Below are 15,194 nucleotides of genomic sequence, written 5' to 3'. Positions count from 1 at the left end.
GGAATAAGACTGGCGCTATTCTTGCCTCATGTTACAAAACAGCGAAAAATTTGAGGTTAGTCATGAGTTTTACAAAATTAAAAATTGGGGTACTGGCCGCATTAATTTCGGCATCCTCCTTTGGTGTTGCTGCAAAAGATTTTCTGAACGTGTCGTATGACCCGACCCGTGAATTATATGATGATGTGAATAAACAGTTCGGCAAATACTGGGAAAGCCGGACCGGACAAAAAATTAATTTTAAACAGTCGCATGGCGGTTCAGGCAAGCAGGCCCGTGCCGTAATTGATGGCCTGAGTGCCGATGTGGTGACACTGGCTTTGGCCACCGATATTGATGTAATTGCGGAAAAAGCCAAACTGTTTCCGGCAGACTGGCAAAAGAAATTACCACATAACTCGACACCTTATACCTCGACCATTGTATTTTTAGTGCGTAAAGGCAACCCGAAAGGCATTCAGGACTGGGGCGATCTGGTCAAGCCGGGTGTGGGCATTATTACCCCGAACCCGAAAACCTCAGGCGGTGCACGCTGGAACTATCTGGCCGCCTGGGCTTGGGCTAAACATCAGCCGGGTGGCAATGATCAAACTGCACAGGAATTTGTACGTAAAATTTATAAAAACACCAAAGTCCTTGATTCGGGCGCCCGCGGTTCAACCACCACCTTTGCCGAGCGTGGCATTGGTGATGTGCTGCTGGCCTGGGAAAATGAAGCGCATCTCGCCATTCGTGAGCAGCCGGGTAAATTTGAAATTATTACCCCTAGCCTGTCGGTACTGGCAGAACCGCCGGTGGCCATTGTTGAGAAAAATGCGGAAAAACACGGCAACAAATATTTGGCCCAAGGCTATTTAAACTTCCTGTATTCCCCACTCGGACAGGATTTAGCCGGCAAACATTATTATCGTCCTCGTAGCGAAGCAGCATTAAAGAAATACAGCCAGGTCTTTAAGCCGTTAAAGCTGGTCACGGTAGATCAGGAATTTGGGGGCTGGGCCAAAGTCCAGTCTGCACATTTTGAAAATGGCGGTATTTTCGACCAGATCGTAAAAGCCAATAGCGCTAAATAATTCAGCTGTAGCATCAGCAACTGTAAGGTAAGCAAAGGAGCATCGACATGATTCATACCGTAATTGTTCCGGGCGTAGGTGGCAGTGAATATGGCCACTGGCAATCCTGGTTACAACGACAGCTCATGTCCTGCTCCCGCGTCGAGCAGCAGGACTGGAATGCCCCGGTACTCAAAACTTGGGTAGAACAGTTCCGAAGCACCGTGGCGGCGATTGATGCACCGCTGCAAATTGTGGCGCATAGCTTTGGCTGCCTGACTACCGTAGCCGCTCTGGCGCAATACCCGGCGCTGCAACGCAAGGTCAAGAATCTGGTACTGGTGGCGCCGGCCAACCCGGGCCGTTTTGGTGAAGCCGGTTTTGCCCGTGACAGCCAGCATGACTATCAGGACTATTTTCATCAGCTGCAAGTGCAGGTTCCGGCCAGCATGCTAATCAGTGAAAATGATCCCTGGTTAAATGCCGAACATGCACTGGAACTGGCGCAATCCTGGCAATTAGAACCGGTAAGCTTGGGCCATGTCGGGCATATTAATGTCGCCTCTGGTTTTGGTCCTTTTCCTGAACTCTGGAACTACCTGATTTCAGAAAAGGCTATGCAGCATATCAGTATTACTGATGACAGCAAGTATTTATTTAAATTTGCAATTTAACCCTCGCAAATTATGCTTGTGCCGAAATTTATTTATTTTTCGCTGGCTGATTTCAGCCCGCATTCTCTCTTTGAGGAGTAATCATGTCGCAGCGGTCCCGAGTGCTGCCAGGATTTGGTCTTTCTCTAGGCTTTACCCTAGCGTATTTATCATTAATCGTTCTGATTCCTTTGTCTGCCGTATTTTTAAAATCGCTGGACATTGGCTGGGAAGGTTTATGGGAAATTTTAAGTTCTGAACGTATCTTAAAATCTTTGCAGTTAAGTTTTAGTGCTGCGCTGATCGCAGCGCTGGTGAACGTCGTTTTTGGTTTATTGCTGGCCTGGTGTCTGGTGCGTTACCGCTTTCCGGGCAAACGCCTGATTGATGCACTGGTCGATTTACCTTTTGCCTTACCGACCGCCGTGGCCGGTATTGCCCTGACCTCTTTATATGCACCTACCGGCTGGATTGGTCAGTATCTGGAGCCTTTAGGCATTCAGGTGGCCTATACCCCTATCGGGATTACCCTGGCCCTGATCTTCATTGGTATTCCATTTGTGGTGCGTACCGTACAGCCGGTACTCAGCGATCTGGAAACCGAGCTGGAAGAAGCGGCATCTGCTCTGGGCGCAAACCGTCTGCAGATTGTTACCAAAGTCATTTTCCCGATTTTACTGCCGGCGTTAATTACCGGTTTTGCCCTGGCCTTTGCCCGTGGCGTGGGTGAATATGGTTCGGTAATCTTCATTGCCGGGAACCAGCCTTTTGAAACTGAAATTGCCCCGCTGATGATTATCTCCCGTTTAGAAGAATATGATTATGCCGGTGCAACCACTATTGCGGTGGTAATGCTGCTGATTTCATTTGTGATGCTGTTCCTGATTAACTTGTTACAAGCATGGGCCAGCCGTCGTACAGGGAGAACAGCCCGATGAGTTTAAATACCAACAGCAATGCTTTGGCCGACAAGCTGCAATCGCGTGATGCCACCCGTGAACCGACCTGGGTTCGCTACACCTTACTGGCCATTGCCCTGATTTTCTTCCTGAGCTGCCTGATTCTGCCGTTAATTCTGGTGTTCGTTGAAGCCTTTAAACAAGGCGTGGGCGTGTATACCCAGGCGCTGGTACATCCAGATACCTTATCTGCGGTCAAACTGACTTTACTCACCGCGGCCATTGCCGTTCCACTCAACGTGGTGTTTGGTGTAGCCGCAGCCTGGTCGGTGGCCAAGTTTAACTTCCCGGGTAAATCGATTCTGACCACCATCATTGATTTGCCGTTCTCGGTCTCTCCCGTCATTGCCGGGATGATGCTGGTACTGATTTTTGGTACCCAGGGCTGGATGGGCAACTGGTTAATGGACAACGACATCAAGATTTTATATGCCGTGCCAGCGATTGTCATTGCCACCATCTTTATTACCGTACCGTTTGTGGCACGTGAACTGATTCCGCTCATGGAAGCGCAAGGCACCGAAGAAGAAGAAGCGGCCATTGTACTGGGTGCCTCTGGCTGGCAAACCTTCTGGAAAGTTACCTTGCCGAATATTAAATGGGGCCTGATTTACGGTGTCATTCTGTGTAATGCCCGGGCGATGGGTGAGTTTGGTGCGGTATCAGTCGTGTCTGGACACATTCGCGGTGAAACCAATACTTTGCCCTTACACGTTGAGATTCTCTATAACGAATATACCTTCAGTGCTGCGTTTGCGGTGTCATCCCTGCTGGCCCTGCTGGCGATTGTGACCTTGATCCTGAAAACCTGGGTCGAAATCCGTCAGGAAAAGCAGGACAAACGTAATGAAGATTCAACAGTTTCTTAAGGAATGACCTCATGAGTATTCAAGTTAAAAATATTGAAAAACACTTTGGTGCATTCCATGCACTGAACAATATCTCCCTCGATTTTCCAGATGGCCAGCTGGTGGCTCTCCTAGGTCCATCGGGCTGTGGTAAAACCACCCTGCTGCGGATTATTGCCGGTTTGGAATCTGCCGATGGCGGTCAGGTGATTCTGGAAGGTCAGGATGCCACCGATGTTCACGTGCGTGAGCGTCAGGTCGGTTTCGTCTTCCAGCATTATGCGCTGTTCCGTCACATGACCGTTTTTGACAACATTGCCTTTGGTTTACGTGTACGTCCGCGTGCCACTCGTCCATCGGAAGCTGAAATTAAAAAACGCGTGACCCGCCTGCTTGATCTGGTACAACTCGGCTTTCTGGCCGACCGTTATCCGGCGCAATTGTCTGGCGGTCAGCGTCAGCGTATTGCCCTGGCGCGTGCCTTAGCCGTTGAACCACGTGTCCTGCTGCTGGATGAACCGTTTGGTGCGCTGGATGCCAAAGTGCGTAAAGAACTGCGCCGCTGGTTACGTACCCTGCATGATGAATTGCACATTACCTCTATTTTTGTTACCCATGATCAGGAAGAAGCCTTAGAAGTGGCGGACCAGATCGTGGTGATGAACAAAGGCAACATCGAGCAGATTGGTTCACCACGCGAAGTCTACGAAAAACCGGCGACGCCGTTTGTGTTTGACTTCCTGGGTCAGGCCAACCGTTTTGAAGGTCAGAACAGCAATGGCCTGATTCAGCTGGGTGAAGACCGTATTCAGCTGGCCAGCGCACAACAGGGGCCTCAGGGCGAGATCATTGCCTTTGCCCGCCCGGATGAGCTGACCATTCATGCCCAGCCACAGGACAATGCCATTCAAGCCACCTTCTTACGTGAAGTCTGGATTGCCGGTAAAGTGCTGGCAGAACTGAACGACCGTCAAGGGAACTTAATTGAAATTTCCCTCACCCCAGAAGAAGCACGCTTGCATCAGTTCCGTCCAAACCAGACCGTCTGGCTGACAGCAAGTCAATTACATTTATTTGAAAATCAAGTCGCTTAACCGCGCACCGATGGGGCATTTCAAGCCCCATCCTTTTTTGAGGGAAAAAGGACATGAACTTCCAACAGCTCAGAATTATTCGAGAAACTGTGCGCCAGAACTTCAATTTAACCGAAGCCTCTGCGGCGCTGTACACCTCCCAGTCCGGGGTGAGCAAGCATATTAAAGACCTGGAAGATGAACTGGGTGTGCAACTGTTTATCCGTAAAGGCAAACGCCTGCTCGGTTTGACTGAACCTGGTCAGGCCCTACTCGGTATTGTTGAGCGCATGTTGGTGGATGCCGATAATATTAAACGTCTGGCCGATGATTTCAATAAAGTGGATGAAGGCACCCTAACCATTGCCACCACCCACACTCAGGCACGTTATGTACTCCCGCCGATTGTGAACCAGTTTAAAAAAGAATTTCCCAAGGTCCATCTGATTCTGCAACAGGCCAGTCCGGTTGAAATTACCGAGATGCTGCTACAAGGCGAAGCCGATATTGGTATTGCAACAGAATCCTTAACCACAGAAAGCAATCTGGCCAGTGTGCCTTACTATACTTGGCAGCACAGTATTATTACCCCGCAAAACCATCCGCTGGCCCATAAAGCCGAGATCAGCATTCAGGATTTGGCGGAATATCCGATTATTACCTACCACGGCGGTTTTACCGGCCGTTCTAAAATTGACAAAGCCTTTGAAGATGCCGGCATTGATGTTGATATCGTGATGTCTGCCCTGGACGCCGACGTCATTAAAACCTATGTCGAATTAGGCATGGGCGTGGGTGTAGTCAACAATGTAGCCTATGACCAGGAACGTGATTATCGTTTAAAGCAGATAGAAACCGATATTTTTGGCCTGAATACCACCTGGCTGGCGGTGCGTAAAGGACATTTACTACGTGGTTATGGCTATGAGTTTATTTCCCTGTGCTCACCTGAAGCCGATATTAAAGCCCTGAAAAAAGTCGCGTATCCAGAAGATTAAACACCCACAAAAAATGGAAATGAAGAGGATGGCATCAGCATCCTCTTTTTTATATCATTCCAGTTGATCCAGTAATCAGACTAGCCCAATCCATACTTCTTAAATTTTATACTAATGCTTATTTTGAACTACATTACAGCATCCCTAAAAAAATGGGATAAAGATCACTTAAACCTGTTTATTTTTTCAGCAAATTCAGTTTTAATAGCTAGATAATTTTTAAATATCAATACTTTATGAATTTATAATTTAACCAAAAATTAAAGGACAGCCAATGAAGGTCCATTTTTTCTGGGTGTCGATGAGCCTGCTTTTACCGGTTCAAGCTGTCTCTGCAGCAGCGCTGGAGCAGTCCGGACAATCCATGCATATTTTTTTCCAGCCCAATCATTATGCCGAAATCTCCCTGGTGCATTTAGAGGCCGATGTCGCAGGACAAGTCGAAAATCAGGCTGCACTGGCCGAGTTAGGAATTTATGACTATTCCACCGGCAACCTGGCACCCGAGCAGCGTTTTGTTCTCGGTGGTTTTAAACTGCAGCTGAATCCAGAGTTTTCCTTTGCCCTGCTTTATGATCAGCCCTTTGGGGTCAAGGTCAACTATAACTACAACCCGGATTTTTATGGTCAACCATTAGACGTCGAAGCTGCCGACATTCGCTTTAAAACAGAAAATATTAGCGCACTTATCGGGTATCATCCGGATACGCACTGGACTTTTTATGCAGGACTCAGTCATCAGTCTTTTCAGGGAAACCTAGAGCTTTTGGGACAAAACTATTATATTTTTCATGGCTATCAGGCCTATTTCCCTGAAGATGATGCCTGGGGTTGGCTGGCCGGGGTACGCTACCAGATTCCTGAATATGCCATGAGTGCGGCGTTCACTTATCGTTCGGCCATTCATCATCAGCTAGCGGTACAGGAACAGTCCCCACAAGGCCAATTGCAGATCGTGGCGGACCAGAATACCGCGGTTCGCACACCCGAATCGCTGAATCTGGATTTACACACCGGCATCAGTGCCAATAACCTGCTCTATGCAGGTATACGCTGGGTTAACTGGAAAGATTTTTATATACAACCGACTCAATTTGGCGCCGTGATTGATGCTTACGCAACATTCATTCCTGAAATTAAAGACTTTAAATTAATTCATTATCAGAAAGATCAATGGTCGGCCAAACTGGGCGGGTTACATCGCTGGAATGCACGCTGGATCAGTCAGTTAGAACTGGGCTGGGACTCCGGGATTGGCAATCCGGCCTCGACCCTAAATCCGGCAGATGGGCACTATAGCCTCGGCGCAGGCCAGCTATTTTATTTTCGACCCGACAGTTTTATGGCTGCAGGGGCCTATTATTTAAAGTTTAAACAACCACATATTCAACCCAGTAATTTTGCCGGTACTCAAATTTCCAGTCTAGCCTCGGTCAATCGGGACAATCATGCCTGGGTATATGGACTAAGATTTGGCCATCATTTCTAAAGGCATAAAAAAACGAGCCGAAGCTCGTTTTTTAAGGTTTAGCTAAAGCTAATGAATATTACCAGTGGTAGCTTACACCTAGTTTCGCTACTGGCATCCATTCGTATTTGTCATCGTTACGGATTTTTTCAGCTTCTCTGTTTGCAGCAGCTTGACCATTATCAACACCACCTACTTCCTGCAATCCAACAGATTCCAAATTCACACTTGGGTTACCTGTGTAGAAAGCACCGACTTCACCAAATACACCCCAATTATTGTTAATTTTCGGTGCAAAACCTAGACCTAAATACGGCGCAATGTCATTTTTATAAGACATATCACCTTTCACATAACCTTGACCACTTGGGGCATAAAAGTTTTGGTCACCGATTTTCAAAGTATCATTGGCATTATTTAAACGTTTCTCTAAGCCGTATTCATTGTCAATATAACCAACACCAGCAGCTACATAAACACCTTGTGCCCACTTACTTGGACTTGCACCCCAAGGACGGATCTCAGCATTTAAATAGGTCAAATTATTGTCCATATCCATATCGTACTTAGTACCATCAATAGATAAGTCATCCGACCAAGAAATATCGCCACCGTTATAACCAAGAGCTAAGCCCACATACGGGTTTGCAGTCCAAAGTAAGGCACCGCCATAACCTGTTGTACCAACTTCAGCACGGACACCTGTTGGAATGAGTTGGTTACGATCAAAGGCATAACTATCATGTATTACTGCTGTATCTGCCATTGCTGAACCTGCTGCTGTAGCAAGCACTGAAATGGCTAAAATTTTATGTAAAGATTTCATCGTAATATGCTCCTCAAAATAAAAACTTATTTTTCATGTTTCGTACTATTGTTGATAAGCTTAAATATAAAGAAGTTCCCGCACAGTTTTTATGCACATTTTGCTCATTTTTTGTTATTTTTTGATACAAATCTATGTTTCTTTTTGAAAGATAACTCTTTTTTGAGGTGAAAGTTTAAGCAGATGTTTCTTCTATTGAGCGAAAACATTTTTCTTTATTATTAATTTCGATCTTAGCGCCAATTTTCATCTAACCCGTGTTCAATTTAGTGTAAAATCTTGAAAATTTTTTTGGAAGGAAGATCATGGCTCAGCTTTCAACGATTATTGAACAAGCGTTTGAAGATCGTGCTAATTTCACCGCGGCAGACTGCCCGGCTGAAATCCGTCAGGCAGTAGAGGAAGCTATTGCTGGCTTAGATAACGGTACACTGCGTGTAGCGGAAAAAATTGACGGTGAATGGGTTGTACACCAATGGTTGAAAAAAGCCGTTTTGTTATCTTTTAAACTGAACGACAACAAACCAATTGAGTCATGTGATCTTCGTTTCTATGACAAAGTCGACACCAAATTCAAAGGCTGGACTGAAGAACAGTTTAAAGCGGCTGGCGTACGCGTAGTACCCCCTGCAGTTGCACGTAAAGGTTCGTTCCAGGCAAAAAATGTGGTGCTGATGCCATCGTATGTCAACATTGGTGCATATGTAGATGAAGGCACTATGGTAGACACTTGGGCCACTGTCGGTTCATGTGCACAAATTGGTAAAAATGTACACTTGTCTGGTGGTGTCGGTATTGGTGGTGTACTTGAGCCGCTACAAGCCAATCCGACCATTATTGAAGATAACTGCTTCATCGGCGCACGTTCTGAAATCGTGGAAGGCGTGATTGTTGAAGAAGGTTCTGTGATTTCAATGGGCGTTTACATTGGTCAATCTACCAAGATTTATGACCGTGAAACTGGCGAAATCCACTACGGCCGTGTTCCTGCCGGTTCTGTAGTTGTTTCTGGTAGCCTGCCATCTAAATGCGGCACATACAGCTTATATGCTGCCATTATCGTGAAAAAAGTTGACGCGCAAACACGTGCGAAAACCAGCCTGAACGATTTATTACGCGAAGACTAATTTTTCTTTAGTTTAAGCGGAGCTATCGCTCCTCATCTCTACGGTTAGCAATGATCGTAGAGATTTTTGTTTTTCTACCCGGTGGTTAATTTGTTATGAGTACGCTTCGATCTTCCGCTATTCCTGTTTCTGATCCGTCTGCGGGTTTACGCATTACGGAGATCTTCTATTCATTACAAGGCGAAGCCAATACCTCAGGGCTGCCAACTGTATTTATCCGTTTAACCGGTTGTCCGCTGCGCTGTACTTATTGCGATACTACCTATTCTTTTGAAGGGGGCGAGCGTCAGTCGCTTGAAGCAATTATTCAGACCACGCTGGACTTTAACACACCGTATGTCTGCGTGACGGGCGGTGAACCGCTGGCACAGCCGAATGCCCTGCCTTTAATGCAGCGATTAGCAGATTTAGGCTGTGAAGTGTCCCTAGAAACCAGCGGTGCTTTAGATGTATCTAAGGTAGACCCGCGTGTTTCCAAAGTTTTAGATTTAAAAACCCCAACTTCGGGGGAAGTTGCACGGAATTTGCTTTCAAATCTGGACTATTTGACTGCGCACGATCAAATCAAGTTTGTGATTTGTAACCGTGAAGATTATGAATGGTCGAAGCAGCAAGTAGAGTTATATCAACTGCATAAAAAAGTCAGTACCGTCTGGTTTTCCCCTGCCTTTGAAGTTGAAAATGGTACCGCACGCATGCCGCAACTGGCCCGTGATTTGGCCCAATGGATTTTAGAAGACCATCTCCCTGTTCGTTTTCAGCTACAGTTACACAAACTGCTGTGGAATGACGAAACTGGTCGTTAATCAGGCTGCTGTATAATTGCTCTGTTTGCAAAATTAAGCTGCGAAACGCAAAGCTTTATACACGGCTCAAATTGCTTTTTATTATTTTGGAGATTCTGATGCGCCCTCGTGCCATTGTATTGTTATCTGGTGGTTTAGACTCAACAACCTGTTTAGCGTGGGCGCAAGCGCGTTATGAATGTATCGCCCTCAGTTTTCGTTATGGCCAGCGTTCCACCACTGAACTGGACGCTGCCAAAGCCTTAACCCAGCGTGCGGGTGTAGAACATCGTGTTATTAATATAGATTTAGGTAACTTAGGTGGCTCTGCCCTGACCGATCATAATATTGAGGTACCCGAGCAGGAACAGGATGGTATTCCGGTGACTTATGTTCCGGCACGTAACACCATCTTCCTGTCTTATGCACTGGCAGCAGCGGAAGTATTTGATGCAGAAGCCATTGTTATTGGTATTAACGCGGTGGATTATTCCGGCTATCCGGACTGTCGTCCTGAGTTTATTGAGGCTTTTGCCAATATGGCGCGTTTGGCGACCAAAGTGGGCGTAGAAGGAAAATCACTCAAATTTGAAACACCTTTGTTACATTTATCCAAAGCAAATATCATTCGCTTAGGTCTTGATCATGGCGTAGACTATAGTCAAACGGTGTCTTGCTACCAGGCAGATGACCAAGGACGTGCTTGTGGAAAATGCGATAGCTGTCGTTTACGTAAACAGGGTTTCCTAGACGCAGGTGTGGCTGATCCAACACGTTATATACCGTAATGACAAGGTAGAATCTATGAAGAATTTAAAATCAAACATTATCCTTTCTGCGATTGTGTCTACTGTAGCCGTATTCGCAACATCTGCTCAGGCCAACACAGACAAATTGCAACAGGCATATAAAAGCACCAATGTAAAATCGGCGCTGATTAATGTTTGTAAAGAAGAAACTGCCAAAGGTAAAAAGTTAAGCGCTGCTGAAGTCAGCAAATACTGTACCTGTGCGGTTGAAGCAGATGGCAAGCTGACCAATGCACAAAAATGGGAAATCCAAAGTACCATTAACCAGAAGAAAAGCCCAAGTACTCTTGCTTTTGTCCAAAAACAAAACAAAGACTTACAGGCATGTTTTGGTCCTCAGTTAACCGGTAAATTAAAAACCTTAACTGAAGAAGCCATGAAAGCCGCGCAAGCGCAGCAAAAGAAATAATCATATATTTCCTCCAGAGGCCTGCATCCATTGCAGGCTTTTTTTTGCCCAGTTTGCTGCGTTCATTTTTCTCTACCGGTAATTTGTGAGAAAATGCAGGAAATTCGGTATGATAGAGGCAATTTAAAAACTGACACAATCTAAAAGGACGATATCATGAGCGACTTGAACTTACCGAATCAGACTTTTCCGACCACCACGGCGGAAATCAATCTGGCTGAACTACAGGCGGAATGGTTAATTGTGTATTTTTATCCAAAGGATTCCACTCCAGGCTGTACCACGCAGGCGGTAGATTTTTCTGGCCTGAAAGATCAGTTTGAGGCATTGGGTGCGACCATTCTTGGCGTGTCGCGTGATTCGGTGAAAGCACATCAGAACTTTACTGCCAAACAGAACCTGACGATTGATCTGATCAGTGATAAGGAAGAAGTGCTGTGCCAGCATTTTGATGTGATTAAAGAAAAAAATATGTATGGCAAAAAAGTCATGGGAATTGAGCGCTCTACCTTTATTTTCCATAATGGCCAGCTGGTCAAGGAATACCGTAAAGTCAAGGCTGCAGGACATGCCGAGCAGGTACTGGAAGATTTAAAAACCTTACAAGCCAACAGTTAAACAATTGCTGGATCGGAAAAAAGCCTGATACAAGCTCAGGCTTTTAATTCACTCATCACGTCTATTGTTATCTCATTATTGAACACGCCACTGACCTTTAAGCTGAATATTGACCTTTTCTCCAACACCACCCATCGCCTTTTTCATACCGAAATCACTACGCTGAATTTGGGTTGATGATTGCACATCCAGCAATTTCGGGTTTCCTGTATTCGGTTTTAAACTGGTATGAAAAACAACCGGACGCGTCACGCCGCGTAGGGTTAAATTACCGGCAATACGATATTGATCAGGACCTAAAGCGGTAAAACGCGTGCTTTTAAAACTGACGGTTTTATATTTTTGAGCATAGAATAAGTCCTCACCCAGAATCATATGTCTTAAAGACGGTTTACTCAGCTGCAGACTGTCCACATTTAGCACAAATTGGGTTGAGGCCTGCTGCGGTGCTGTTGGATCAAAATGCATGACTGACTGCACCTCTTTAAACTGCCCTCCGACCAGTTGCACGCCCATGGACTTAATCTCAAAACCAACTTCACTTTTTGGGGTCAAGGTCCAGCGCTCGGCATAGGCCGGGCTGATACCCAGCAGCATAACGGCCGCACCCAGCAAGTATTTGGTCTTTGACATTGCTACTGGCGGGTTCAAGTTCATCGCTTATCTCCTTGCGGCGTAACTGGCTTTATCTTATTAACAAGATGAAGCTGGCGAGCTTAGGTGAGATTACTACGGTCTTGCGCATGATATTTGTCTTGTAATTGTTGATAAACCGGCGTGTGCTGAAAATTCTGTAAAAATTTGATTGTGCCCGGCGGGAAGGCATCGGTCCAGATTTCTCCACGAAAATAGGCTTCACGTACCGGCGTGGCAGACATGGCACCTTCCAGACTGTCAAGCTCGACCATCTCCCACTCCGGGAAAAATTGCAGATAATAGGAAGACTCATCTTTAAAATGGCCAATTAAACCGACTTTGGCTTCTGGTCCGGCCACCGTGGCCACCAGCATTTTCACCAGTTTCTGCCATTTTTCATCGTTATATACATCGACCACATGCACAAATTTGATCCGCTGCTGCTGCTCTGGGCTAAAGTTGGACAGAATCATCTGCTGGCGTTCAGCGGCAGTAAACGGATTTTTGATATTGCGTTCATCTTGTGCTGAGCCCAGTGCCAAAATCACGTTTTCACTTTGCTCCAGCGCGATTAAAATGGTCTGCATATGTGCCAGATGAAAAGGCTGGAAGCGGCCAATAAACACAAGATAATCAAATTTATAATTCATAGCACATCAACTTTTATGAACTCACCAGTTGTGGCGTCAATAATAATTTTCGCCATAATAAGCCCATAAATTCAAATTAATTGAAAGCAAGGATAGTACGATGACACTGAGCTGTATTCAACAACCCCATCCACATTTGAATGCGAATTTAGACAATGGCGTACTGACCTTAGCCATTCAGCGCCCGGAAGCCAAAAATGCCCTGTATGGTGAACTGTATCTCTGGATTGCGCAGGCACTGGACGAAGCCGATCAGAATAAAGACGTCCGCGTAGTAATTTTACGCGGAGCCGATGCTGATTTCAGTGCCGGTAACGACATGCAGGACTTCATGAAGTTTATTCAAACACCATTGCAAGGCAAAGCTGGAGATACGCCACCCTTTGTATTGCTAAAAGCTGCTGCACGTTTTTCCAAACCACTGATTGCTGCGGTGCGTGGTGTAGCCATTGGCATTGGGGTCACGCTGTTATTACATGCAGATTTAGTCTATAGCGACAACACTGCCCTGTTCCAGATTCCATTTGTGAGCCTCGGCCTGTCCCCAGAAGGTGCGTCCAGCAAACTGCTGGTACAGCAAGCCGGTTTCCATAAAGCCGCAGAGCTGCTGCTAACTGCGCAGAAGTTTAACAGCGACAAAGCGCTAAACGCCGGTCTGGTCAATAGGATTGAAGAGGATGTATATGCCACTGCCCAGCAACAGGCGCACATTTTGGCAGCCTTACCACTGGCTTCTCTCAAACAAACCAAAGCGCTAATGAAACACAATCTGGATGAGATCATTGACTGTATTGATCATGAAGCGGAAATCTTTATGAAACGGGTCGGCTCACCGGAAATGATGGAAGCTGTACAGGCTTTTATGCAAAAACGTAAACCTGACTTTACCCAGTTTCATTAAGTATTATGCTCATCAACGTAGGTGCAGTCGCTGTGCCTACGTTTTTTATGGTTTAGTTGTTTTCTCTTTCTTTTATCTCTTTTGTGATGGTTCCCATGTCAAATTCGTCAGATCCCTTATCTTTAAACTCTGCATCATCTTCAACCGAGAAAAAACGCTATTACGAACCGGCACCACAAGATATTGATGTCGAAAACTTTCGTAAAGTCATCACCAGTCGCCGTTCAGTACGTAAATTTACAGACAAGCCCATTCCAGCGGATATTTTAGATGCCTGCCTGGATTTAGCCTTACTGGCACCGAACTCCTCCAATTTACAGCCGTGGACCTTTTATGTGGTCCAGAATCCGGCCAAGAAAAAGCAGCTGGTCAAAGCCTGTCTGAGTCAACTGGCAGCCAAAACTGCGGCCGAGCTGATTGTTTGTGTAGCACGCACCGACCGCATTGATGAAATGGCCAAACTCAATATTTCCGAGTTCCCGTTTCCTGAAGCGCCAGCCCCGGTAAAAAAATACTATAAATTTATTCCCTATAATTATAAAACTGGCTATTTCAATGCCTTCGGTCATTTCAAAAAAGTGGCCTTTAAAGTGGCACGTAGCTTGGACAAGCAATTGCCAGTGTCGGCATTTCATCCGGCCGATGCCAAACTGTGGGCCTCGAAAACTACCGCTTTGGCCTGTGAAAATCTGGTGCTGGCCTTACGCGCTTATGGCTTTGACAGCTGTATGATGGAAGGTTTTGATGAGCCAATGGTGCGTAAAATCTTAAAGCTGAATGAACAGCAATATGTGGTGATGGTAATTGCTGCCGGTGAACGTGCGAAAGATGGCGTGTTCTTCCCGCAATACCGGTTTGACCGGGAGTTGTTTATTCAGAAAGTTTAAACAAGATGTAAAAAGTCCCACTTTTCTTTAAGAGAGAAGCGGGACTGCTGCACAAGGGAGAGCTGATTAAAAGGCTCTCCTTCTCTGTCAGATATTCCAATATTCAACAATTAAAACTGCACATCTATCATCTGAATAAACTCGAATGCCGGTTCTTCATAAGGATGGCTATCTTTTAAGGCACGGGCTACATTTGCTGCGTTATCTTCCGGTACAATGATTTCCACCCGCCATTCCTCTACTTTTTCAAGCGTGCCGACTTCCCCAATATACGGGTCTGCGCCACGTAAGGGTTTAAATTGCCCGGTGCCCAGCACCTGCCAGGCACAGTGTTCATAATCGCCGATTCCCCCACCACCGGCTTTAAATACAGCAGCTTTGGTGGCTTCCAGATGCGATTCAGGCACATAAAAAATCAGTTTTAGCATAGTCACTCCCGGTATTGATCTATCTTTCATACCGTATTGACTGGCCTGTTGTCATCTGCTGTTTGCA

The 15,194-nt window shown here is 45.9% G+C and carries 18 protein-coding genes; 14 read left to right on the top strand and 4 right to left on the bottom strand.

The annotated features are described in order from the left end of the window. Nucleotides 1–62: 62 nt before the first annotated feature. The 7 genes from FTU67_RS01240 (at nt 63) to FTU67_RS01210 (ending at nt 7,072) form a co-directional block, all read left to right on the top strand. Nucleotides 63–1,073, top strand: a complete 1,011-nt coding sequence (locus FTU67_RS01240) for a sulfate ABC transporter substrate-binding protein (protein ID WP_180036441.1) — start codon at nt 63–65, stop codon at nt 1,071–1,073. A gap of 47 nt (nt 1,074–1,120) precedes the next feature. After that, on the top strand, nt 1,121–1,726 hold the full coding sequence (locus FTU67_RS01235; protein ID WP_104472953.1) for an alpha/beta hydrolase: 606 nt from the start codon (nt 1,121–1,123) through the stop codon (nt 1,724–1,726). Between the two features lie 83 nt (nt 1,727–1,809). Continuing rightward, entirely contained in the window at nt 1,810–2,643 is an 834-nt protein-coding gene (cysT, locus tag FTU67_RS01230; RefSeq protein ID WP_005176654.1) for a sulfate ABC transporter permease subunit CysT, read from the top strand. Further along, the gene (gene cysW, locus FTU67_RS01225; RefSeq protein ID WP_075167788.1) at nt 2,640–3,533 is read left to right on the top strand and encodes a sulfate ABC transporter permease subunit CysW; all 894 of its coding nucleotides are present in this window, start codon (nt 2,640–2,642) and stop codon (nt 3,531–3,533) included. The genes cysT and cysW overlap by 4 nt, the downstream gene beginning before the upstream one ends. Before the next feature lie 11 nt (nt 3,534–3,544). After that, on the top strand, nt 3,545–4,606 hold the full coding sequence (locus FTU67_RS01220; protein ID WP_005176652.1) for a sulfate/molybdate ABC transporter ATP-binding protein: 1,062 nt from the start codon (nt 3,545–3,547) through the stop codon (nt 4,604–4,606). A gap of 53 nt (nt 4,607–4,659) precedes the next feature. After that, a complete protein-coding gene (locus tag FTU67_RS01215; protein ID WP_075167787.1) occupies nt 4,660–5,583 on the top strand; it encodes a CysB family HTH-type transcriptional regulator in 924 nt (307 codons plus the stop codon). 274 nt (nt 5,584–5,857) lie between these two features. Then, the gene (locus FTU67_RS01210) at nt 5,858–7,072 is read left to right on the top strand and encodes an OmpP1/FadL family transporter (protein WP_180061317.1); all 1,215 of its coding nucleotides are present in this window, start codon (nt 5,858–5,860) and stop codon (nt 7,070–7,072) included. A 58-nt stretch (nt 7,073–7,130) separates the two neighbouring features. Here the strand turns inward: FTU67_RS01210 and carO are convergent, their stop codons facing one another. After that, nucleotides 7,131–7,877: an ornithine uptake porin CarO gene (gene carO / locus FTU67_RS01205; RefSeq protein ID WP_180061316.1), complete on the bottom strand. Its 747-nt coding sequence runs from the start codon at nt 7,875–7,877 to the stop codon at nt 7,131–7,133. A gap of 305 nt (nt 7,878–8,182) precedes the next feature. Here carO and dapD point away from each other — a divergent pair, with 305 nt between their 5' ends. From dapD to FTU67_RS01180, 5 genes are all read left to right on the top strand, one after another. Then, nucleotides 8,183–9,004 (top strand): 2,3,4,5-tetrahydropyridine-2,6-dicarboxylate N-succinyltransferase, encoded by an 822-nt coding sequence (gene dapD, locus FTU67_RS01200; RefSeq protein WP_104494597.1) that lies wholly within the window; start codon nt 8,183–8,185, stop codon nt 9,002–9,004. A 95-nt stretch (nt 9,005–9,099) separates the two neighbouring features. Beyond that, nucleotides 9,100–9,810, top strand: a complete 711-nt coding sequence (queE, locus tag FTU67_RS01195) for a 7-carboxy-7-deazaguanine synthase QueE (RefSeq protein WP_168397339.1) — start codon at nt 9,100–9,102, stop codon at nt 9,808–9,810. Between the two features lie 98 nt (nt 9,811–9,908). Continuing rightward, nucleotides 9,909–10,577, top strand: coding sequence for a 7-cyano-7-deazaguanine synthase QueC (queC, locus tag FTU67_RS01190; protein ID WP_160241482.1), 669 nt, complete (start codon nt 9,909–9,911; stop codon nt 10,575–10,577). Nucleotides 10,578–10,593: 16 nt separating this feature from the next. Further along, nucleotides 10,594–11,007, top strand: a complete 414-nt coding sequence (locus FTU67_RS01185; RefSeq protein WP_005176638.1) for a hypothetical protein — start codon at nt 10,594–10,596, stop codon at nt 11,005–11,007. A gap of 156 nt (nt 11,008–11,163) precedes the next feature. Continuing rightward, complete coding sequence (locus FTU67_RS01180; protein ID WP_005176635.1) at nt 11,164–11,625, top strand: peroxiredoxin; 462 nt, start codon at nt 11,164–11,166, stop codon at nt 11,623–11,625. Between the two features lie 75 nt (nt 11,626–11,700). On the opposite strand, the gene FTU67_RS01175 is transcribed toward FTU67_RS01180, so the two are convergent. Together FTU67_RS01175 and FTU67_RS01170 are read right to left on the bottom strand one after the other, a co-directional pair. Further along, nucleotides 11,701–12,222 (bottom strand): YceI family protein, encoded by a 522-nt coding sequence (locus FTU67_RS01175; RefSeq protein WP_373685105.1) that lies wholly within the window; start codon nt 12,220–12,222, stop codon nt 11,701–11,703. A 119-nt stretch (nt 12,223–12,341) separates the two neighbouring features. Then, the gene (locus FTU67_RS01170; RefSeq protein WP_075174739.1) at nt 12,342–12,911 is read right to left on the bottom strand and encodes a nicotinate-nicotinamide nucleotide adenylyltransferase; all 570 of its coding nucleotides are present in this window, start codon (nt 12,909–12,911) and stop codon (nt 12,342–12,344) included. Nucleotides 12,912–13,011: 100 nt separating this feature from the next. Here FTU67_RS01170 and FTU67_RS01165 point away from each other — a divergent pair, with 100 nt between their 5' ends. Beyond that, nucleotides 13,012–13,812, top strand: coding sequence for an enoyl-CoA hydratase (locus FTU67_RS01165; protein ID WP_180036435.1), 801 nt, complete (start codon nt 13,012–13,014; stop codon nt 13,810–13,812). 95 nt (nt 13,813–13,907) lie between these two features. Then, complete coding sequence (locus tag FTU67_RS01160; RefSeq protein WP_180036434.1) at nt 13,908–14,699, top strand: nitroreductase family protein; 792 nt, start codon at nt 13,908–13,910, stop codon at nt 14,697–14,699. 110 nt (nt 14,700–14,809) lie between these two features. Here FTU67_RS01160 and FTU67_RS01155 read toward each other — a convergent pair whose 3' ends face one another. After that, on the bottom strand, nt 14,810–15,127 hold the full coding sequence (locus tag FTU67_RS01155) for a hypothetical protein (RefSeq protein ID WP_005176621.1): 318 nt from the start codon (nt 15,125–15,127) through the stop codon (nt 14,810–14,812). Nucleotides 15,128–15,194: the final 67 nt, after the last annotated feature.

The organism is Acinetobacter sp. YH12132 (assembly GCF_013418645.1).
Classification (GTDB): Bacteria; Pseudomonadota; Gammaproteobacteria; order Pseudomonadales; family Moraxellaceae; genus Acinetobacter; species Acinetobacter indicus.
This window is presented reverse-complemented; position numbering and strand designations above follow the sequence as displayed.

Coding starts and splice junctions, on each gene's coding strand:
- FTU67_RS01240 (WP_180036441.1), top strand. CDS start 63: ATGAGTTTTACAAAATTAAAAATTGGGGTACTGGCCGCATTAATTTCG.
- FTU67_RS01235 (WP_104472953.1), top strand. CDS start 1,121: ATGATTCATACCGTAATTGTTCCGGGCGTAGGTGGCAGTGAATATGGC.
- cysT (WP_005176654.1), top strand. CDS start 1,810: ATGTCGCAGCGGTCCCGAGTGCTGCCAGGATTTGGTCTTTCTCTAGGC.
- cysW (WP_075167788.1), top strand. CDS start 2,640: ATGAGTTTAAATACCAACAGCAATGCTTTGGCCGACAAGCTGCAATCG.
- FTU67_RS01220 (WP_005176652.1), top strand. CDS start 3,545: ATGAGTATTCAAGTTAAAAATATTGAAAAACACTTTGGTGCATTCCAT.
- FTU67_RS01215 (WP_075167787.1), top strand. CDS start 4,660: ATGAACTTCCAACAGCTCAGAATTATTCGAGAAACTGTGCGCCAGAAC.
- FTU67_RS01210 (WP_180061317.1), top strand. CDS start 5,858: ATGAAGGTCCATTTTTTCTGGGTGTCGATGAGCCTGCTTTTACCGGTT.
- carO (WP_180061316.1), bottom strand. CDS start 7,877: ATGAAATCTTTACATAAAATTTTAGCCATTTCAGTGCTTGCTACAGCA.
- dapD (WP_104494597.1), top strand. CDS start 8,183: ATGGCTCAGCTTTCAACGATTATTGAACAAGCGTTTGAAGATCGTGCT.
- queE (WP_168397339.1), top strand. CDS start 9,100: ATGAGTACGCTTCGATCTTCCGCTATTCCTGTTTCTGATCCGTCTGCG.
- queC (WP_160241482.1), top strand. CDS start 9,909: ATGCGCCCTCGTGCCATTGTATTGTTATCTGGTGGTTTAGACTCAACA.
- FTU67_RS01185 (WP_005176638.1), top strand. CDS start 10,594: ATGAAGAATTTAAAATCAAACATTATCCTTTCTGCGATTGTGTCTACT.
- FTU67_RS01180 (WP_005176635.1), top strand. CDS start 11,164: ATGAGCGACTTGAACTTACCGAATCAGACTTTTCCGACCACCACGGCG.
- FTU67_RS01175 (WP_373685105.1), bottom strand. CDS start 12,222: ATGCTGCTGGGTATCAGCCCGGCCTATGCCGAGCGCTGGACCTTGACC.
- FTU67_RS01170 (WP_075174739.1), bottom strand. CDS start 12,911: ATGAATTATAAATTTGATTATCTTGTGTTTATTGGCCGCTTCCAGCCT.
- FTU67_RS01165 (WP_180036435.1), top strand. CDS start 13,012: ATGACACTGAGCTGTATTCAACAACCCCATCCACATTTGAATGCGAAT.
- FTU67_RS01160 (WP_180036434.1), top strand. CDS start 13,908: ATGTCAAATTCGTCAGATCCCTTATCTTTAAACTCTGCATCATCTTCA.
- FTU67_RS01155 (WP_005176621.1), bottom strand. CDS start 15,127: ATGCTAAAACTGATTTTTTATGTGCCTGAATCGCATCTGGAAGCCACC.